This window comes from Maribacter forsetii DSM 18668 (assembly GCF_000744105.1).
GTDB classification, from domain to species: domain Bacteria; phylum Bacteroidota; class Bacteroidia; order Flavobacteriales; family Flavobacteriaceae; genus Maribacter; species Maribacter forsetii.
The window spans coordinates 1,592,459-1,614,954 of record NZ_JQLH01000001.1 but is presented as its reverse complement, the minus strand read 5'-3'; the positions used below and the strand labels follow the sequence as shown (position 1 = coordinate 1,614,954).

The following is a 22,496-nucleotide window of genomic DNA, read 5'->3' as shown; positions in this document are numbered from 1 at the left end:
ATGCAACAGACCATACTTTCCCATCAACAGATTCAACATAAAATTGAACGCATAGCGTACCAAATCTATGAAGCTAATGTTTCTGAAGAGGAAATCATAATAGCAGGTATAGAAGGCGGCGGATTACAATTTGCAAAGAAGATCGTTGCTAAGCTTAAAAAGATTACCGAGGCTAAAATTGTATTATGCAAACTATCTATGGACAAGAAAAATCCGTTAGGTAGTGGTGTTACTACTTCTTTGCCTGATAATGACTTCATAAATAAATCGGTCGTAATCGTTGATGATGTACTAAATTCCGGTACTACATTGATATATGGAGTACACCACTTTCTAAAAACCCCATTAAAGCAACTTAAAACTGCAGTATTGGTTAATAGAAACCACAAAAAATATCCTGTTAAGGCAGATTATAAAGGAATTTCTCTATCGACCTCATTGCAAGAGCATGTAAACGTGCATTTTGAAACCAAAAATGACAGAGTCTATTTAGACTAATTTATTTACGATCATTTCTGCAATTTCAGTTGGGGTATTATTATTGCTCTTTATTTTCTGATGTGCCTGATTGTAGAAAAAGCTTCTCTCGAATAAATGCATGCCAATAAACTCAGTTAACTTTTCATCTTCTAAATGAGCAATCATTGGGCGATGACTTTTTTCTTTCTTTAAACGATCGGTAAGTTCATTTATACCCACATTCAAATAAAAAGAGTTGGCAGTTTTTTCATTGACCAGCTCCATATTTTTTCCAAAACAAGGTGTACCACCACCTAATGAAAGCACAAAACTATCTTCATTAGAAAAAATTTCCTGAAGATATTCTATTTCTTTTTTCCTGAAATATATCTCTCCTTTAGTCTCAAAAATGGAAGCAATAGACATATTTTCACCTTCTTCAATATAGTCATCCAAATCTAAAAATTTAATATTCAAATGGTTAGCAACTATTCTACCTACGGTTGTTTTACCACTACCCATGTAACCGACTAAAACTATTTTCACATCTTTCATTTGTACAAAATTGGACTAAATAAAAGGGTTTTCAAAAAAAAATAAATTTATCTCATAAATGGCTTGCAAAATAAAGTTATCGACGTATATTTGCACCCGCATTGAGGGAATATTAATTCTGAATATGCTTTTGACCTGGTAGCTCAGTTGGTAGAGCATCTCCCTTTTAAGGAGAGGGTCCTGGGTTCGAGCCCCAGCCAGGTCACCACTAAATATTAGCCTCTTCAAAAAAAAGAGGCTTTTTTATTTAAACTTTTGAGTTGATTTATTTGACTTGATGACCAAGTAAGTTCTTTATACATTTTGACCTGGTAGCTCAGTTGGTAGAGCATCTCCCTTTTAAGGAGAGGGTCCTGGGTTCGAGCCCCAGCCAGGTCACAAAAAACCTTCCAATAGTAATTGGAAGGTTTTTTCGTTTTTAAGGGTATTTTTAAAGAGTTTAGAATTGAATTTGTAATAACTACCAAGTAAAATATAAGATTGATTTACTGCTTATTTATTTACCAATTCTTGCCTCTAGTCTACGTAGTCTTTCTTCTAAATTTGATATTTTTTCTGACTGTTTTTCTATTATAAATTGTTGCTCTTGAATAGCACGCAATGCTACCACACTAAAACCCGAGTAATTAACTCCGAGCATACCATCACCATCACTTTTACTGACAAACTCAGGAAATAATGGCTGCACATCTTGAGCTATAAGTCCTAAAGTTTTTGTTTTTGTCGTATCTGCCTTGTAAACATAAGTTGATGGCTTAAGAAGAGATACTTTATCTAAAACACTTGGTAAAGGCTCAATATCCTTTTTAAGTCGTCTATCGGAACTAACAGTATAAGCCCCTGTACTGGCATTTATAAAAGCTTTTAATGTATTCCCATAATGAAACCTTAAGCCATAACCATGGGTAATATGCCAATCTTCATTTGGGCCACCATCACTAAAGCTCAGACCATTACCTACATCTTGACCATCTTGATAAATAGTCAATCTTGCAGATGGATTACTAGTATTAACACCTACCCTACCATCCCCTGTAATGGTCATTCTATTTCCAGCTCCTTGGTCGTTATTAAAATAAAAATTTATTTTACTATTTGATCCACTGCCAAATCCATCTTCACCCACACCTGCAACATGCCAAAATGCATCGCTTTCGGTATTTTTAAATTCCAATCTTGCGTAATCATTTCCTTCCTCTTCCAGTTTTAATAAAGGCTTGTTTAGATTTGAATTCCCAATTAAATGTAAATTGGCCGTAGGATTAATTGTGCCAATACCTACATTACCATTAGGAATTAATGTTAACTTTGGAGAAGCACCAGTAACTAAATGCACCTTTCCTATAGTATTTAATACACCAGTACCAAAATCCATATCATTAGCTCCATTAAAGATGCCTGTATAACCAATATAACCATTAGAATTATTATAGCTTATCCAATTTTGAGATGCAAAAGTTTCTAATCTTAAAGGATTAGACCTTCTACTAAATATATCCAAATTTGTAACAGGATTATCTATACCAATACCAACATACCCTCCATCAAAATAAATACCATCGTCGTTTACCATCCAAAGCGAACTACCACCAATGGCACCTATTTTCAAATTACCATCTACATCTGCTACTACATTGCGATCACCAGACCCCATTAAAGTAGTAGAACGAATAATACCATCTACTTCTAACTTACTTGTTGGGTTTATAACACCAATACCAACATTACCAGTTCTTTTAATGGTCATTCGTTCTTGAAGCGAAGCATCAGTTCCGTCTGACCCATTCATAGTAAAAAAACCCAAATCTCCAAGAAATTGAGCACCATCTGAAATTCTCGCTTCTATGCGAGCAATTTCAAAAGTTGAACCTATATTACTTAATGAAAGAAAACCAAACCTTCCTATTGGCATGCCAATAGTGTTCTGTCTCCCTTTTATTTCTATTGCACCGAAATCACCATCTGTTACCCCACCCGATACCGTAAAATATTGCGAAGCATCTGGTAAATGTCCAGGTGAATTTTGACCAATGCTTACATTCCCATCATTATAATTGATTCCATCAGCTATATCGCCCCAAACTGAACTTCCGCTACCTCCACCAACTTCATCAGTGCCTGCAACCCAATTACCTAAGGCTGCATCCCACTTTGCCACTTGACCATCAGCTGTTCCAACTAATCCATCTATAATTCCGTCATCCCCTACTAAAAGTCCGTGCCTGGTAGTTCGATTAAAAAAATCGCTAAAATCAACATTCCCAACACCATCTTCAATAGAAAGTACATCACCCGTTAGGACCAAACCTTGATCATCCGTATCTACCAAGCCGCCAGCTGCCAATTCTGCTATTGCTGCTTGTGTGTCCGCAGCCGCAAGACCCGTTCCTGTATTGTCGAAAGGAACTTCCGATGCTTCTTGGTCATCCGTACCTCCCGGGGGAATAATAGTAGAAAGATCTACACTAGCACCATCTGTAATTTGTAAGGTTGTACCCGATAATGATAAATCTTGATCATCAGTATCTACCAAGCCGCCAGCTGCCAATTCTACTATTGCCGCCTGAGTGTCTCCTGCAGCAAGACCTGTACCCGTATTATCAAAAGGAACCTCAAAAGCGTTTTGGTCATCTGTTCCTCCAGGAGGAATTATTGTAGATAAATCTATTGTAGAGCCATCTGAAATACTTAAATCTGTTCCAGAAAGACTGATATCTTGTAACTCATTAGTAGAATCCATATCATCATCAGTACCTCCCATTCCTGCGATAACAAGTTCATCTAAAGCATCCTGAACATTAATTGCCGTTAGTCCGGATTCCAAATTATCAAACGGTACTTCCACTGCATTTTGGGCTTCTCCACCACCAACAACCCTACTATCAACATAGGTCTTCACAGCTTTTTGTGTTGGTAAAGTAGTACTACTGTTATCTAATAACGTTCCATCATCAGATATTTCATTCACAGCATTACCATCATTTAATGTAAACTCACCAAAAACTTGTAAATCATCAGTAATACGGACTTCACCTATATTTTTATTCGTTATAGTATTTCCGTCAACTATCCACTGATCACTACCTGAAGTTATTGCGTATGGCACTGCCATTAATTCGGTCGTGCCCAGTTCTGAACCATTAAAAGAAACCGCAACAAATGAGGCTTCTCCCCATGGTAAATTCTCATAATCACCATTACTGTTAATTCCGCTACCAATTTGCAGACTAAAAACGCCATTCATATCTGTTGAAATAATATGACTTTCTTCATATTGAATAGGTGCGTTGGTAGCGCCAAATTTTAAAGCTATACCGATTTCAACGGATTCTTCTACCAATAATTCATTTTCGGCATCTCTTACCACCCCTTGATAATTAATATAATTCTTCTGCTGTGCATTTAGTATAAAAGAGCCACACATCATGGCAACTATTATCAGTACTGAAACGTAATTTCTTTTCATAGTTCTATTTTTTAATCAGTTTATATTCTTTGATTTCCGTTCTTTCTGCTATGTATAATCTTAATATGTAGACCCCATTGGCATGTGTAGTCATGTCAATTTCATTTTTAGTAGTCCCAGTGTCAAATAATTGTGATGATACTTTTTGTCCGTTTATGGCAAAGAGCTCCATACCGTCAATATTATGTTCAGGAGAAGTAACCGTAACACTTTCAATAACGGGGTTAGGGTATACCAGTATTTCTATATCATCTTCATCAAGACTTAACGGTGTGATCAAAAGACCATAACCTGTCCAAAATCCTTGGTCAACAGCACCATCTTCTGCTACCAAACCTACCAAGGGCTCACCTATGGTAAACCCTACAGAAATATCAGCATTACCTAAGGTATTTCCTTGGCTTGCAACCACACTTCGGTCTATAGATTGGGCAATGGAGCATATACTGTAGAACAAGCATGTAAATAGAAGTAGTTGTCTTTTCATTATAGTTCAGTTTTAGATTAATGTTGTACAACCGTAATAGGTTAACATTGTTCTGAACTATTTTTATGAATACATCACATTCATCTTGACCGATAACAAAAACAAAAAAAGTGGATAGAAGCATTGCTTCTATCCACTTTAAAAGAAATTGATTTATGTTATTTATTCCACTACTATAAACTCCGATCTTCTGTTCAGTTGATGGTTTTCTTTGCTACATGGTACATTGTTGCTACAACCGTTGGTAAGCTCCGTCTCTCCATAGCCTTCATATGAGATTCTGTTACTCGGTATGCCAGCTGCTATTAGATACTCGGCCGTGGCCTTTGCCCTGTTAGCCGATAATTGCATGTTGTAGCTATCGTTCGCCCTTGAATCTGTATGCGAGCGTACCTGTACGTTTACGTTAGGGTGTTCGTTAAGGTATGCCAATACCTTTCCTATGCTGATCTTGGCATCTTCCCTGATGAAGTACTTGTCGAAATCGAAGTAGATCGGTTCTTTGTTCAGGTATTTCGCAAGATCCGTGCCTACAGGCGCGGATGGGTCTACCTGTGCCAGTACGATCTCTATACCCGTAAGGTCTTCTGCCTTTACCGTCATGAAGGTCTTGTTGCCTTCCACGTAATCCGTCTTGGTCGCCACTACCTTATAACTTCCTTCGCCGCAGTTGCCTTCCATTTCGAATGCTCCATTGGCATCCGTACTCGAGCTAGATACCATTTTGTTGTCCTTGTCGTATACCGTTACCGATGCATCCGCTAACAGTGCATTGGTCTTTTCGTCCTTTACGATTCCCGTAATATTTGTATGACAGGTGAAGTCCAACGGCGTCATTTCTATAAAACCATAGATATCGTCATTGCCCTGTCCTCCTTTTCTGTTCGATGCGAAAAAGCCTTTCTTGGTCCCTTCGTTTATAATGTACGAGAAGTCGTCTTCCTCTCCGTTCAAAGGGCGTCCTACATTGTAGATCTCGCCCGTTTCATTGTTCAGGTCGGTCGCGAAGACGTCAAGTCCCCCTAGTCCCGGGTGCCCGTCCGAAGAGAAATAGAGTTTATCCGATTCCGTCACGAACGGAAAGGTCTCCCTGGCCTCCGTATTGATTCTTGGTCCAAGGTTCTTCGGTGTACCAAATGTACCGTCCGTGTTGATATCCACAACGTAGATATCCGACTCCCCTTTCGTTCCCGGCATATCGGAAGCGAAGTACAATTTGGTTTCGTCGTTGTTCAGCGTCGGGTGTGCCACCGAATAGCTGTCCCCGTTAAAGGGCAGTTCCTCGATATCTTTCCATTCGCCTTCTATCAATTTTGCCCTATATATTTTTAATCTACTCACTCCTTCTTCGTCCCTTTCGAACTTACCGTCGTCAGAGTTGTTACGTGTAAAGTACATCGTCTGTCCGTCCTTGGTGAATGCCGTTGACGATTCATGGGTCTTCTTGTTCAGTTTCTTGGAGAGCTTGTCCACATTGGTGAAATTGCCCTGATCGTCCTGTTCAGCTTTGTACAGGTTCAAGAAAGATCCATTGTTCCATCTATGGATGTTCTTCGTTAGCAGTCCGCTGTCCCTTGCCGTGGAGAACACCAGTCCGTCTTCATAAAAAGCGGGCGCAAAGTCAGATACCTTCGAGTTCAGACCTATGTTCTTGAGTTCGTACCTCCCCGAACGTTCCGCGATCTGTTCCAGATAATCTTGGTTATCGCCATATAGTACGCCGCGTTGATCGTTAGATCTGGCGTTCTTGAACTTGTTCATCCATGTGTCGGACTCTCCGTATTTCTCCAATGACTTCAATGTCTGTGCATATCTGTACATATACTCCGGATCGATGTCCGCACCTTCAAGTGCGAACAGCTTGCCGTACCAGATCGATGCCTCTTCATAGTTCGCGTTCAGATAGTTCGCGTTGCCCAGGTTCTTATAGATATCCTCCTCCGTATTCCCGTCCTTGACCAGCTCTTCGTACGATCGTATCGCAGAGGCATAGGCGTAGTTCGTGAATTTCGTATCCGCTTTCTTTACTTTCTTGTCCTGTGCGCTCGCCATTATGGCCATTACCGCCAAGCCACAAAAAATATATCCTGTTTTTTTCATGTCGTTTTTTATTAAAAGAATCTTGGGGTGATCACTCGTTTGTACTTGTTAAGAAATTCATATCTCAGCATGATCTCGAAAGAGCCGTCGTTGAACCTGGTAGCTCCAAGATCGGTCGTTTCCTTGTCGTACGCCAGACCGATCATGAACTGGTCGTTCAACTGAAAACCGAACAGGGCGCTCAGCGCCGCGTCCCATCTGTACGCCGCTCCCAAAGAGAACTTGTCGTTGAACAAAAAGTTTGCACTAAGGTCTACTTGTAACGGTGCTCCCTTTACCGCTTTGATCAATGCCGCTGGTTTGAACTTTACGTTGTTCTTAAGATCGAACACATACCCCGTGATCAAATAGAAGTTCATACGCTCTTGTGCGATAAGGCTGGAACTGTTAGAATCCGAACTGTCGAAATGCTCGGTCTGTAAAAAGTTCGGTACCGATAGCCCTGCATAGAACCGATCCGTATGGTAATAGATCCCCGCACCGAAGTTCGGCGAGAACTTGTTATCGATGTTCGGTAGGTTGCTCTCCGCCCCGTAGTTCCTAAGTTTGGTAAAATCCACGTTGAACAGGTGGCCACCGGCCTTCAGTCCGAAGGAAAGCTTTCCTTCCTCTGACGTGTTGACCGTATAGCTGAACGCGGCGTCTATGTAGGTATCCTGGTTGGTACCGTTACCGATCTCATCGTTCACCACCGATAGCCCCAATCCTACATGTTCGGATACCGGTGTATGGAAGTTCAATGTCTGCGTCGTAGGTGCGCCGTCAAGCCCCACCCACTGCGAACGGTGCAGTGCGGCGATGCTGAGCACCCCTCGGGAACCTGCATACGCAGGGTTCACAGATATCGTATTGTACATGTACTGCGTGTACTGAGCGTCTTGCTGGGCATGCCCCATAAAGAGTCCCGCAAGGGTAATTATAATGGTTAGAAAATATTTGTTCATCGTATCTTTTTTAAAGAAAATTTTTATCTGTTTATGTATAGGTAACCTGATTTGCTTAAGCTATTTCCATCCTTCACATACTTGATGACATAGAAATAAACTCCTACCGGTAGTTCTGAATCTTTACTTATAGTAGCTCTACCATCTGAAGACCCTTTGAATGTATTGGTTATATTATCATAACCTGACATTTCATATACGATTATACCCCATCTGTTATAGACCAGTACCGTATTATTAGGATAAGACTCTATATTCTCGATCAAAAAGGAATCATTGACTCCATCACCATCGGGGGTGATTATTTCATTTGATACCGCGATACCAGAATCTACAACCTCAGCATTACAACCCGCATCAAGTGGAGGAACCCCGTTCAATGAATCACAAGGATTCAATGGATCTGTACCGTCTATTATCTCTTGTCCGTCTAAAATAGTGTCACCATCCGTATCTGCAACATCTGGATCTGTACCTATAGCTTCCTCTTGAGCAGTAGTTAATCCGTCTTCATCACAATCTGATGTGCCTATCGGAGTACCTCCTATAGAATCACAATCGTCTAAAGGATCAGTATTGTCCAATACTTCTTGCCCGTCATTTATACCGTCACCGTCGGAATCAGGGTTTAATGGGTTCGTACCCAAATCTAGTTCTTCACTATCGGTAAGTCCGTCATTATCCGTGTCAGGATTATTTGGATCGGTACCTAATGCCGCTTCCTCATCGGTAGTCAAATCATCATCATCACAATCACTCGCACCTAACGCAGTACCATTAACATGATCACAATCATCTAAAGGGTCTGTTGTATCAATATTTACTTCTTGACCATCGTTGATACCGTCTCTATCTGTATCAGGATCATTAGGATCTGTTCCTAAAGCAGCTTCTTCGTTATTTGAGAGTCCGTCATTATCCGTATCCTCAGAAATGGTCACCGTACCAGTTCCTGTATTACCTGCTTCATCGGTAACAATAACTTGGATAAGATCTTCATCAGAAAGAACAGGAAGACTACCACTATCAGGAATAACGGAACCGGTATCTATACTCCAATCACCATTTGCATCAGCTATCACAGTATAGGTTACATCAACAGTATTATCTCCATTAGTATCCAACTCAATCAAAAGACTTTCATTAGCGTCACCTTGCCCAGTTACTACCGGAGAGATATCCGAAGTACTAAAACTATCGGCACTAGGAGCCGTAGTATTGAGCACTATTGATTCTATGTCATCCGCAGTATTGCCTGCAAGATCAGAAACCTCAGCATTGACCGATATCGGACCATTGTTTAATCCGGAAATATCCACTTCATTAGCCGTCCAAGCTCCAGCGGTTACCGTTGCTGTCGTAGTAACAGAATTTACGCCATCATCTAAAGTAACGGTTACAGTTTGGTTGTCTTCAACCCCAGTGGTTACACCTGAGATTATCACGTCGTTATCTTCCGCTTCATTAACAATATTATCTATTTCAATAGGGGTATTTATCTCAATGTCAATAATATCATCATGCACTATATCCCGAGTATCTTGCGTAGCAGGGTTTCCTGCCAAATCACTCACATCTGCAGTGATGGTTTCATTTACATCCAACACCTGTGCATCTACTGCAGGTACATCTAAACTCCAAATGCCACCAGTAACTGTTGTTGTATAAGTTTGACCGTTCAAGGTTACCGTTACAGTTTGACCATCTTCGGCATCTGTAGTACCACTAATAGTAACATCGTTATCATCTTCAATTCCACTGATAACATCATCGTTAGATACAACATCTATAGTTATTGTTGGCGGAGTTACATCATGTTCGATATCTCTTGTCACCTGAATAGCAGGATTACCGGCTACATTACTTACATCTGCAGTAATGGTTTCGTTTGCGTCTAATGCCTGTGCATCTGCAGCTGGGACGTCTAAACTCCAAGTACCACCAGTTGCCAAAGTAGTGTAGGTTTGTCCGTTCAAGGTTACCGTTACCGTTTGACCGTCTTCGGCATCTGTAGAACCATTAATAGTAACATCGCTATCATCTTCAACTGCATTAATAATATCATCTAAAGCAACTACATTAATCGTAATTACAGGAGCGGTAACATCATGTTCAATATCGCGTGTAGCTTCAACAGCAGGGTTACCGGATGCATCATTTACATTAGCGGTAATCGTTTCATTTGCATTTAATGCCTGAGCATCAGTTGCAGGCACATCTAAACTCCAAGTGCCACCAGTTACTGTTGTTATATACGTTTGACCATTCAATACTACTGTTACCGTTTGACCATCTTCGGCATCTGTAGTACCACTAATAGTAACATCACTATCATCTTCCACAGCATTAATGATATCATCGGTAGATACTACGTTTATTGCTATTGTTGGAGCAGTGACATCATGCTCTATATCTCGTGTTGCTTCTATAGCTGGGTTACCAGCTACATCACTTACATCTGCAGCAATAGTCTCCATGGCATCCAATGCCTGTGTATCAGCTGCGGGTAGATCAAAACTCCATGTTCCTCCGGTCACCGTTGTAGTATATGTTTGTCCGTTCAACAAAACAGTCACTGTTTGACCATCTTCAGCATCTGTAGTACCATTAATGGTAACATCGTTATCGTCCTCAATTGAGTTGATAATATCATCTAAAGCAACTACATCGATGGTAATTACAGGAGCGGTAACATCATGTTCAATATCTCTAGTAGCTTGTGTTGCAGGGTTACCCGCCAAATCGCTTACATCTGCAGTAATCGTTTCATTAGGGTCTAAAGCTTGGACGTCTATTGCCGGAACATCTAGACTCCATGTACCAGCTGTTACCGTAGTTGTATAAGTTTGACCGTTCAATATTACCGTAACAGTTTGACCATCTTCGGCATCTGTAGTACCACTGATGGTAACATCACTATTTTGCTCAAATTCATTGATAATATCATCTGTAGAAACCACATCTATTGTGATTATCGGAGCGGTATCATCATGAATAATATCTCGTGTTGCTTGTGTTGCAGGATTATCCGCTGCATCACTAACATCTGCAGTAATCGATTCCAAAGGATTTAATGCCTGTGCATCTGCTGCAGGTAAATCAAAACTCCAAGTTCCTCCAGTTACCGTTGTAGTGTACGTCTGTCCATTTAATATAACCGTTACAGTCTGACCATCTTCAGCATCTGTAGTGGTTCCACTAATAGTAACATCACTATCATCTTCAATAGCACTGATAATGTCATCGCCCGATACAACATCTATTGTAATTGTCGGTGCCGTGACATCATGCTCTATATCTCGTGTTGCCTGTGTTGCAGGGTTACCCGCTACATCACTTACATCTGCCGTAATCGTTTCCGTAGCTCCTAATGCTTGAGCAGAAGTTGCTGGCAAGTCAAAACTCCATACGCCTCCTGTTACGGTTGTCGTATATGTTTGTCCGTCTAAAACTACAGTTACGGTTTGACCGTCTTCTGCACCCGTAGTAGTTCCGCTAATAGTCACATCGCTATCATCTTCCAAGGCGTTTATAACATCGTCTCCAGATACTACATCAATTGTTATTGTTGGCGCAGTGACATCATGTTCAATATCTCTGGTTGCCTGTGTTGCAGGGTTACCCGCTAAATCACTCACGTCTGCAGTAATCGTTTCCGTAACATCCAATGATTGGGCATCCGCCGCAGGCAAATCAAAACTCCATATTCCACCGGTTACTGTTGTAGTGTATGTTTGTCCGTTCAATAGTACGGTTACGATTTGACCATCTTCGGCACCCGTAGTGGTACCACTTATAGTAACATCAGTATCGTCCTCAATAGCATTAATAATATCATCGGTAGATACTACATCTATTGCTATTGTTGGGGCAGTTACATCATGTGTAATAACTCTGGTTGCTTGAGTGGCAGGGTTACCGGCAGCATCACTTACATCTGCCGTAATCGTTTCTGTTACACCCAATGCTTGAGCAGCTGCTGCTGGCAAGTCAAAACTCCATACTCCTCCTGTTACCGTAGTGGTATACGCTTGTCCATGTAAAATCACCGTAACGATTTGACCGTCTTCGGCATCTGTTGTTGTACCACTAATGGTCACATCATTGTCATCTTCAACCGCATTGATTATATCATCGGTAGTAACTACATTTATTGTAATTGTCGGTACTGTAACATCATGTTCAATATCTCGTGTAGCCTGTGTAGCAGGATTACCAGCAACATCACTTACATCTGCGGTAATTGTTTCATTAGGGTCTAATGCTTGGGCATCTGCCGCAGGTAAATCAAAACTCCAAGTGCCACCGGTTACCGTTGTAGTATACGTCTGACCATTCAATACAACCGTTACAGTCTGACCGTTTTCGGCATCTGTTGTTGTACCACTTATGGTTAAATCCGTGTCGTCTTCAACTGCATTGATAACATCATCGCCCGATACAACATCTATTGTGATTGTCGGAGCCGTAACATCATGCTCAATATCTCGTGTAGCTTGTGTTGCAGGGTTACCCGCTACATCACTGACATCTGCAGTTATGGTTTCCAAAGCATCCAATGCTTGGGCATCTGCTGCAGGTAAATCAAAACTCCAAGTACCACCTGTTACCGTGGTCGTATATGTTTGTCCGTTCAATACCACTGTTACAGTCTGACCGTCTTCGGCTCCGGTAGTCGTTCCACTTATAGTTACATCAATATCATCCTCAAGAGCATTAATAATATCATCGGTAGATACCACATTAATTGCTATTGTAGGAGCAATCGCATCGTGTTCAACATCTCGTGTTGCTTGAACTGCAGGGTTACCAGCATTATTACTCACATCTGCTGTTATTGTTCGGGTTGTACCCAATGCCTGAGCATCTGCCGCAGGCAAATCAAAACTCCATGTGCCACCTGATACCGTAGTTGTATAGGTTTGTCCGTTCAAGGTTGCCGTAACCGTTTGACCGTCTTCAACATCTGTAGTTGTACCATTTATAGTTACATCATTATCATCTTCAACTGCATTGATAATATCATCAGTGGCTACTACATTTATTGTAATTATTGGTACCGTAACATCATGTTCGATATCTCTGGTTGCCTGTGTTGCAGGGTTACCAGCTACATCACTGACATCTGCAGTAATGGTTTCTAAAGCATCTAATGCCTGAGCGTCTGCCGCGGGTACCTCTAAAGTCCATGTACCACTCGTAACTGTAGTCGTATAGGTTTCTCCGTTCAATACTACAGTAACTGTCTGCCCATCTTCGGCATCTGTGGTACCATTAATTGTTACATCTGAATCATCTTCCAAAGCATTTATCACATCATCGCCCGACACCACATTGATTGCAATTGTAGGTGCAGTTACATCATGTGTAATAATTCTGGTTGCTTGTGTCGCAGGGTTACCCGCTAAATCACTCACGTCTGCAGTTATGGTTTCGGTAGGGTCCAATGCCTGAGCATCAGACGCAGGTAAATCAAAACTCCATACTCCTCCCGTTACCGTAGTGGTGTATGTTTGTCCGTTTAGAACGACTGTTACCGTCTGACCGTCTTCAGCTCCGTTAGTTGTACCACTAATAGTCACATCACTATTATCCTCAAGGGCACTAATAATATCGTCTGTTGAAACCACATTAATAGTTATTGTAGGTGCCGTATCATCATGTACGATATCTCGTGTTGCCTGTACTGCAGGGTTCCCCGCCAAATCACTTACATCTGCAGTTATGGTTTCCGTATCATTCAATGCCTGTACATCTACTGCCGGAACATCTAACGACCATACACCACCGGTTACTGTAGTCGTATATGTGTGCCCGTTTAGAACTACTGTCACTGTCTGACCGTCTTCGGTTCCTGTAGTTGTACCACTAATAGTAACATCACTATCGTCTTCAACCGCATTGATAATATCATCGGTAGCTACTACGTTTATTACTATTGTTGGCGCAGTTACATCAATAGTAAGTAAAGCAGCATCAGAAGTAAGAGGAGAACACACAAAAGTTAAATCGGTAATTATAACTCGGTATTCAAATCCGTCTTCGGCAACGGTAGCACCTGTTAGTGTTAAGGTTTCCGTTGCACTTCCTGTATAAATATCCGTTCCATTGGCATCATCTATAGCTACAAAACCACCACCTAACTGATCGTCTACCTCCCATTGGTATGCTAATGAGATTCCTGATGCCGTAACAGTGAATGTTTCTGGAGAACTACCATTTGTCAATACATCTTGTGGTTGATCTGCACTTGATGCTATAGTAGGAATTTCCCCTGGCTGTTGAAAATCGAAATCTGTATTTGTAGCACTATCTACATTATTTGGTTCGGTATATCCGTCCACTACGTTGGTACCAATTACCACACCATCTGCGTCTACTACCAGAGCTCCGTCTCCTAAAATTCCGTCGCCATTATCATCGGTAAACCCTGCTTCTATAACATCATTACATAAATCGCCATCGGCATCCAATTCCAAGAAATCGGCAATACCATCTGGAGTTGTCTCCGAATCTAATACGGTGTAATTTACAGCACCGCTATTTTCTTGACCACTTACTTGAACCGAGTCTGGAATACCATCCGTACCAACATCGCCATCTAATCGACCATCTGTAAACGCTTGTCCACTACCAGATTCTACGACATCATAAATTCCGTCATTATCGGCATCTAAATCGAAATGATTAGGTACGCCATCACCATCGACATCAAAAGCATCTACAATACCATCACCATTTGCATCGACACCCAAATCAGTATCTCTATAATTTAAAATTCCGTCAGAATCATCATCGGCACTTGGGTCTATACCTGAAGGACTTTCTAAAGTATCCAAGATTCCGTCATTATCATCATCTAAATCAGCAGAATCAGCGATGCCATCCAAATCATTATCATCTATAGCATTTTCTCTATAATCTACTTCAGGAGTTGTGGTCACAGCAATATTTGGTAAATCTGATGCACCATTATCTTGATCATCATTAGAATCGAACGGGAAACCTGTAGTATCGACATCATCATAGTCATCAAACAAACCATCGTGATCATTATCTAAATTATTTGATGCCGCAGTAAAACCAGCTTCTTCCGTATCTGAAAGTCCGTCACCATCGGTATCCAAATCCAAATAATCGGGAATTCCGTCGCCATCCGTATCTATTGGTGAGACGCCTTCATCACCTGTACCTTCATACTCGTCTCCTAAACCATCACCATCGGTATCATCATTTCCATTGCCATCTGTATTGGCATTTCTTGCAACGTAACCACTTGTAGTTTGCGCTTCAACATTATCTGGAATACCATCGTTATCAGAATCAATATCCAAATGATCTTCTATACCATCATGATCACTATCAATACCTTCGTTTATGGTATACACAGGAGCAGTACCCGGACCAGAAGTATCACCTGCAGGTGACCCCGCAGAGTTTACAGCCGATGTAGTGTTAGTAGGTGTAAACAGTCCGTTAATATCACAGGTTTGAAACAAAACAGACCCTAAATAATCATTGGATGCAAAACCAGATTGTAGTTGACCCGAAAAGGTAATTGTCAAATTCGTAGTTTCATAATAATTAAAATATACGGCAAGTCGTGGTCCAAAATCTACCCCAGACCATGTTTGTGCCGGACCTTCAAAAGTGGTTGTACCCGTAGCCGCGTTTTCTGAAACATTTAGCAATGTGTTACTATCTACAGCATATAAGCCAGGCTGTGCCAGGGTTACACTTTCTTTAGTATTGGCTCCGTCAATATCATAAATAACACCACCAAAACGAATTAGATTTACTTGAAAATCTGTTCCTGTTGCTACCAACCTAATATTAAATGTCATACTACCAACAGCACCGACACCACCACCTACATCAAAACTAGGTTGCCAAGCATCATCACTACCAAAACCACCATTATCAATAGAAGTTAAGGTTGCATTGTTAATATCCGTAATGGCAACAATTGCATCTAATACCCCAAGAGATGAAGTAACTACAGTTGAGAAACGGTATTCAGCACCTACAGTACCCGCACCACTACCCGTAGCCGCTATATAAGAACCACCAGTAAAAGACCCTGGCGGTATACCACAATCATCACCTTTTGTATCGGTAGGTTCAAAGCCTAATGATTCCACATAATCTAAAATACCATCATTGTCATTATCCTTATCCAAATCATTATTTACACCATCACCATCAGTATCTATAGGTGTTAAGTGCACATTGGCATCTCTAAAATCTACCTCACTTGTGAATGGGTCTTGATCATTTGGAAAGCTATCTACATCTTGATTATTATTCGTTGCTCCATTTGCATCTGCAATTCCATTTGGTGCGTTAATGCTTAAATCGAAATTATCATCTAAACCATCATTATCGGAATCTACACCTGAGATTGAGGTATCTGCCGTATTATCGTCATCTATGTCATATGCCTCTACATAATCGCTTACACCATCATTGTCAGAATCTGAATCCCTAAAATCTGGACTATCTTGACCATCGGAATTTTCAGGTTGATTAATAGATTCTCCAGAACCGGCAGGAACCACTTCATAATTATCTGCCAAACCGTTACCGTCAGAATCTGCAGAAGGACTCAAATAACCCGAAGTTGATTGCCATTCTATGTTATCTATAATACCATCATCATCACTATCCAAATCTAAATAATCTGGATGCGTATCGTTGTCAGTGTCTACTGGTAAATTGGTAAGGCTATTATTAATATTAAAATCTACATCAAAAACATCATCTATACCATCGTTATCATTATCATTACCCGATAATTGAACCAAGCCAGCATCTGTTTGAGATTCTACCAAATCTTGAATACCATCATTATCAGAATCAATATCCAAGTAATTGGCACCTCCGGTGTTATCACTATTAACAGGAACCGCAGAAACTCCGTTTCCATCAACACCTCCATCTTCTGCAGAATCAGGAATACCATTAGTACCTGGATCGCTTTCACTTGGGTCTATAGACCCATTACCATCGATATCTAAACTTCCATTACCTGTCTCTACGACATCTGGAATACCGTCATTATCACTATCTAAATCTTCATTATTAGGAATACCGTCATTATCAAAATCTGTTGTTCCTTCAACAGTATCAAGAATACCATCATTATCATCATCTTCATCATTAGTATTACATATTCCATCACCATCTGTATCTATACCGTCATTATCTGGGTCGAAGTTAGCACCCGCAGTAAAATCAGTACTTGCCGTTGCACCACAATCATCACAACCATCACCATCCAAATCTTGACAAACGGAAGGGTCTAAAGGATCAGTATCAGAACCATCTGCTACGCCATCGTTGTCATCATCAGGATCTCCAGAATCACATAAACCATCACCATCGGTATCAGTACCATCATTGGCAGGATCAAAATTAGCACCCGCAGTAAAATCATTGTTTGCGGTTGCGGAACAATCATCACAACCATCGCCATCTGAATCTTGACAAACAGAAGGGTCTAAAGGAGCAGCATCTGAGCCATCAGGCACACCATCATTATCATCATCAGGATCACCAGAATCACATAAACCATCACCATCGGTATCAGTGCCATCATTGGCAGGGTCATAATTATCACCTGCGGAAAAGTCAGTACTTGCTGTTGCCGAACAATCATCACAACCATCACCATCCAAATCTTGACAAATGGATGGGTCTAACGGAGCAGCATCCGAGCCATCGGCTACACCATCATTATCATCATCTAAATCTGAAGAATCACAAATACCATCACCATCGGTATCGGTACCGTCATTATCCGTATCAAAATTAGCACCCGCAGTAAAATCATTACTTGCATTAGCAGAACAATCATCACAACCATCGCTATCTAAATCTTGACAAATGGAAGGGTCTAGCGGTGCAGCATCCGATCCATCGGCTACGCCATCGTTATCATCATCAGGGTCACTAGAATCACAAATTCCATCACCATCGGTATCGGTACCATCAGTATCCGTATCAAAATTAGCACCTGCGGAAAAATCAGTACTTGCCGTTGCGGAACAATCGTCACAACCATCACCATCCAAATCTTGACAACTACTTGGGTCTAAAGGAGCATTATCATCACCATCCAAAACTCCGTCATTATCATCATCAGGGTCACTGTCATCACAAATTCCATCGCCATCGGTATCGGTTCCATCATTAGAAGGGTCGAAATTATTACCGACGGAAAAATCGTTATTTGCCGTCGCGGAACAATCATCACAGCCATCACCATCTAAATCTTGACATACAGAAGGGTCTAATGGGGCAGCATCTGAACCATCGGCAACACCATCATTATCATCATCAGGGTCGCTAGCATCACAAATTCCATCACCATCGGTATCGGTACCGTCATTGGCAGGGTCAAAATTATTGCCTGCTGAAAAATCGGTACTCGCCGTTGCAGAACAATCGTCACAGCCATCACCATCTGTATCTTGACAACTACTTGGGTCTAAAGGTGCGTTATCGTTTACATCCAGAACTCCGTCATTATCATCATCTGTATCGCCAGAATCACAAATTCCGTCACCATCGGTATCGGTGCCATCATTGGCAGGGTCAAAATTATTTCCCGCTGAGAAATCAGTACTTGCGGTTGCGGAACAATCATCACAACCATCACCATCCAAATCTTGACAACTGCTTGGATCTAAAGGTGCATTATCATTACCATCAAGAACACCATCGTTATCATCATCTGGGTCGCCAGAATCACAAAGTCCGTCACCATCGGTATCAGTGCCATCATTAGAAGCATCAAAATTATTACCTACCGAAAAATCGTTATTAGCCGTTGCAGAACAATCGTCACAACCATCGCCATCCAAATCCTGACAACTACTAGGGTCTAAAGGTGCGTTATCATCGCCATCTAGAACTCCGTCATTATCATCATCTGGGTCGCTAGAGTCGCAAATACCATCACCATCGGTATCAGTTCCATCATTTGCAGGGTCGAAATTATTACCTACGGAAAAATCTGTGCTTGATGTTGCCGAACAATCGTCACACCCATCGCCATCCAAATCTTGACAGCTACTAGGGTCTAATGGTGCATTGTCATTTCCATCTAGAACTCCGTCATTATCATCATCGGCATCACCAGAATCACATAATCCATCACCATCGGTATCTGTACCATCATTGGCAGGGTCAAAATTATTACCTCCTGTAAAATCGTTACTTGCCGTTGCAGAACAATCGTCACAACCATCACTATCCAAATCTTGACAGCTACTAGGGTCTAAAGGTGCGTTATCATTTCCATCTAAAACTCCGTCATTATCATCATCGGTATCACCAGCATCACAAAGTCCGTCACCATCGGTATCGGTACCATCATTGGCAGGATCAAAGTTATTACCTGCTGAAAAATCAGTACTTGCAGTTGCGGAACAATCGTCACAACCATCATTATCCAAATCTTGACAGCTACTTGGATTCAAAGGTGCATTATCATCACCATCTAGAACTCCGTCATTATCATCATCTGGGTCACCAGAGTCACATAAGCCATCGCCATCTGTATCTGTACCGTCATTGGCAGGGTCGAAATTATTACCGACAGTAAAATCATTATTAGCCGTTGCCGAACAATCGTCGCAACCATCGCCATCCAAATCTTGACAGCTACTTGGGTCAAAAGGAGCGTTATCATCACCATCTAGAACCCCATCATTATCATCATCGGCATCACTGGAATCTGGTGTACCATCACCATCAGTATCTGGATCATTGGTTACCGTTATATTCACTGTTGCGATTTCACAAACATCTGGATCTGGATCCGTATTACAAACCTGATAAATTACCGTTACCGTTGACCCATTTTCCGTTATTAATGGGGTATACGCCAATTCACCTGTTAAAGCATCTAAAATTGCAGTACCACCAGCCGTACCTCCAGTTCTAGTGATTGTAGTAGTACCCTGGTTGTTTGGATCATTATTAGGTAAATAATCATCATTACTTAAAATATTGATATTAGTGGCAACGCCCAACGTAGCATTAACGCTTTCATCTTGAGCAGTTGGTGCATAAGGGTTTGGATCCGTAGCGTCTAAATGACCATCACCGTCACTATCTATATCTAAATGATTGGGTAAGCCATCATTATCTACATCAAACGCATCTGGCACTCCATTGCCATCGGCATCTGTATAATCTGTTGAAGTACCATCTCCGGTATTACCAACATCTTGCCTTGTATCTTTAAAATTTAAAATACCATCACCATCTGCATCCCCAAAAGGATCAAGACCAGGGTATTCATCCAAATCTACGATACCATCATTATCATCATCGGTATCATCGTTATCACTGGTACCATCACCGTCACTATCCCTTGGATCTCTCCAATCTCTTTCTCCGCCAGCGGGATCATCATCTGGAAATGAATTTGGAGTTTGACCATTGTTGGTTGCGGCATTGGGATCTTCCATACCATTAGCGTTCTGATCAAAATTATCGTCTATCCCATCTAAATCGGTATCGTTGCCCGATAAGGTGGTCTCTGGAACATCATCGCCATTGGTATCGTAAGCTTCAACAGCATCTGGGATACCATCATTATCACTATCTGGATCTAAGAAATCTGGGACATTATCTGGTGTTGCAAAAGCTACATCTGTATTAACAGGAATAAGACCCTGATTACCAGAGCCCTCATAATTATCATCTAATCCGTCGCCATCTGAATCATTACCCGATGGCGCTATGTATGATCCCGAAGCCTGAGCTTCTACATTATCTGGAATACCATCATCATCGGAATCTAGATCTAGGTGGTTCGGATAACTATCGTTATCTTGACTGGCTTCAAAAACATCGGGAACCCCATCAGAATTAGCATCGGTGTAGTTCGTAGTACTACCATCGGCATTTGCATTATATGTAGGCACGCCGTCACCAGAATTATCTAAAACATCCTGAAAATTTGGAAGTCCGTCACCATCTGCATCTCCATTAGGATCGTTCCCACCTGATTCTACAACATCTAAAATACCATCATTGTCATCATCAATATCAACATTATCAAAAACACCATCACCATCTGCATCGCCCACACAAACCGAATAAAAAATCGTGTTTATTTGGTATTCACTTTGGTTAAGGTCAAATTCTTTTACAAACCCAGGGTTAGCATAAATATCAAACTCTATAAAATTAATATCATTAAACTCAAACATTAAATTACTTTCCGGACCATTGGCTTCAGATTCCGTACCTGCAGAAACAAGAGATGGCGGTGTAGTATCAATATCAATATTTGTAGGAATATCTGTAGCTGTAAAACGGACAGAATTACCACAATCTGTACCTACGGCTTCATTTTCTATAGGAACATTAGGATCAGCAGGAGCCGGTGTACCATCAATATCATTAATAATTATTCTAAAATCATTTAAAGGAATTGGTGTTACGTTATCCGCTTGTAAAAAACTAATTCTTATTCTTGATGGAGCATTAGTACCACTGTCTGAAGGATTTAAATAATAGAAATTATCGACTGCATTAGAATACGCAATTTGACCATTATTACCTGCCCCACTAATTTTTTGAACTCTAACAATAGCCAAAGAAGGTATAGTCGGTGAACTTGCAGTAAAATAAGCATCTACTATTGAACCACTTGAAATTCCTGTTATAGAAACTTCTTCAAAATTTTGTGCTTTTACCGTAACAGTTAACAACAATGTAATGGCTGAAAATAATAGTTGAAAACTACTTTTACTTTTCATGAATGATAGGTTTGATCTCACAATCAGAAGCGTTTTTAATACATTGAATACACTTCTCGATTTAAAATATTGATTTTTGAATGGTACTATGCCGAAAATTCTAGGAGTGTGAAATTTGGTGGTATTCATGTTCTAACTATATTAATAAACCCTAAATAAATAAGACTTAGCTGATACTAAATGGCATTAAATTCACCTAAACAGCTCTTACTTCTATAGGAATTTTATTGTTCAATGTTCTTTGCTAGTATTAAAATACATATTTTGTAATCCAATGACTACAATCCAATAGTAATTTTTCTTAAAAGTATAGTAAGAAATAATATTTACGAAGTATATTGTTGTATGAATTCATCACTTTGTTGTGAAAAAGCAATTTTTGTATGTGTATGCAAATTAAATGAGTGCACTTTATCGATGAAGCCCATTATTAAAAAGGATTACAGAGTTCTCAATTCCTTGGATTTGTAGTATGTAATTTGTTTCCACGAAGTCCCTAAATACGGTTTGCAAGCGATTAGATATCCATTAAAATTAGTGATGAAGAAATTTTTTAATTAATTCCCACAAAACACTGCTACAAAATATTGTAAGGTATATGACCGATACACCTAATAGAACATTCCAAATATTTTAAACTTTCTTAAAAAACAAAAAAAGTGGATAGAAGCATTGCTTCTATCCACTTTAAAAGAAATTGATTTATG

General features: G+C 40.5%; 7 protein-coding genes and 2 tRNA genes. 3 read left to right on the top strand and 6 right to left on the bottom strand.

The annotated features are described in order from the left end of the window. Nucleotides 1-498 carry a phosphoribosyltransferase family protein gene (locus tag P177_RS06805; protein WP_036153260.1) on the top strand — a complete coding sequence of 166 codons (498 nt, stop codon included), beginning with the start codon at nucleotides 1-3 and terminating at the stop codon, nucleotides 496-498. On the opposite strand, the gene P177_RS06800 is transcribed toward P177_RS06805, so the two are convergent. Continuing rightward, a complete protein-coding gene (locus P177_RS06800) occupies nucleotides 490-1,005 on the bottom strand; it encodes a shikimate kinase (protein WP_036157949.1) in 516 nt (171 codons plus the stop codon). The two genes, P177_RS06805 and P177_RS06800, sit on opposite strands and share 9 nt — an antisense overlap. 141 nt (nucleotides 1,006-1,146) lie before the next feature. On the opposite strand from P177_RS06800, the gene P177_RS06795 reads away from it, so the two are divergent. Beyond that, a tRNA-Lys gene (locus P177_RS06795) sits at nucleotides 1,147-1,222 on the top strand. Between the two features lie 97 nt (nucleotides 1,223-1,319). Beyond that, a tRNA-Lys gene (locus P177_RS06790) sits at nucleotides 1,320-1,392 on the top strand. Between the two features lie 118 nt (nucleotides 1,393-1,510). Here the strand turns inward: P177_RS06790 and P177_RS06785 are convergent. The 5 genes from P177_RS06785 to P177_RS06765 form a co-directional block, all read right to left on the bottom strand. Further along, the gene (locus P177_RS06785) at nucleotides 1,511-4,480 is read right to left on the bottom strand and encodes a tail fiber domain-containing protein (RefSeq protein WP_084684644.1); all 2,970 of its coding nucleotides are present in this window, start codon (nucleotides 4,478-4,480) and stop codon (nucleotides 1,511-1,513) included. 4 nt (nucleotides 4,481-4,484) lie between these two features. Next, the gene (locus P177_RS06780) at nucleotides 4,485-4,967 is read right to left on the bottom strand and encodes a T9SS type A sorting domain-containing protein (RefSeq protein ID WP_084684643.1); all 483 of its coding nucleotides are present in this window, start codon (nucleotides 4,965-4,967) and stop codon (nucleotides 4,485-4,487) included. Nucleotides 4,968-5,129: 162 nt separating this feature from the next. Further along, nucleotides 5,130-7,067, bottom strand: coding sequence for an OmpA family protein (locus P177_RS06775; protein WP_036153252.1), 1,938 nt, complete (start codon nucleotides 7,065-7,067; stop codon nucleotides 5,130-5,132). An 11-nt stretch (nucleotides 7,068-7,078) separates the two neighbouring features. Beyond that, complete coding sequence (locus tag P177_RS06770; RefSeq protein WP_036153246.1) at nucleotides 7,079-8,011, bottom strand: PorP/SprF family type IX secretion system membrane protein; 933 nt, start codon at nucleotides 8,009-8,011, stop codon at nucleotides 7,079-7,081. Between the two features lie 23 nt (nucleotides 8,012-8,034). Further along, complete coding sequence (locus tag P177_RS06765; protein ID WP_036153250.1) at nucleotides 8,035-21,789, bottom strand: Ig-like domain-containing protein; 13,755 nt, start codon at nucleotides 21,787-21,789, stop codon at nucleotides 8,035-8,037. Nucleotides 21,790-22,496: the final 707 nt, after the last annotated feature.

Bases quoted from the DNA above. Each gene is read 5' to 3' on its own strand.
- P177_RS06805 (WP_036153260.1), top strand. From the start codon at position 1: ATGCAACAGACCATACTTTCCCATCAACAGATTCAACATAAAATTGAA.
- P177_RS06780 (WP_084684643.1), bottom strand. From the start codon at position 4,967: ATGAAAAGACAACTACTTCTATTTACATGCTTGTTCTACAGTATATGC.
- P177_RS06770 (WP_036153246.1), bottom strand. From the start codon at position 8,011: ATGAACAAATATTTTCTAACCATTATAATTACCCTTGCGGGACTCTTT.
- P177_RS06785 (WP_084684644.1), bottom strand. From the start codon at position 4,480: ATGAAAAGAAATTACGTTTCAGTACTGATAATAGTTGCCATGATGTGT.
- P177_RS06765 (WP_036153250.1), bottom strand. From the start codon at position 21,789: ATGAAAAGTAAAAGTAGTTTTCAACTATTATTTTCAGCCATTACATTG.
- P177_RS06775 (WP_036153252.1), bottom strand. From the start codon at position 7,067: ATGAAAAAAACAGGATATATTTTTTGTGGCTTGGCGGTAATGGCCATA.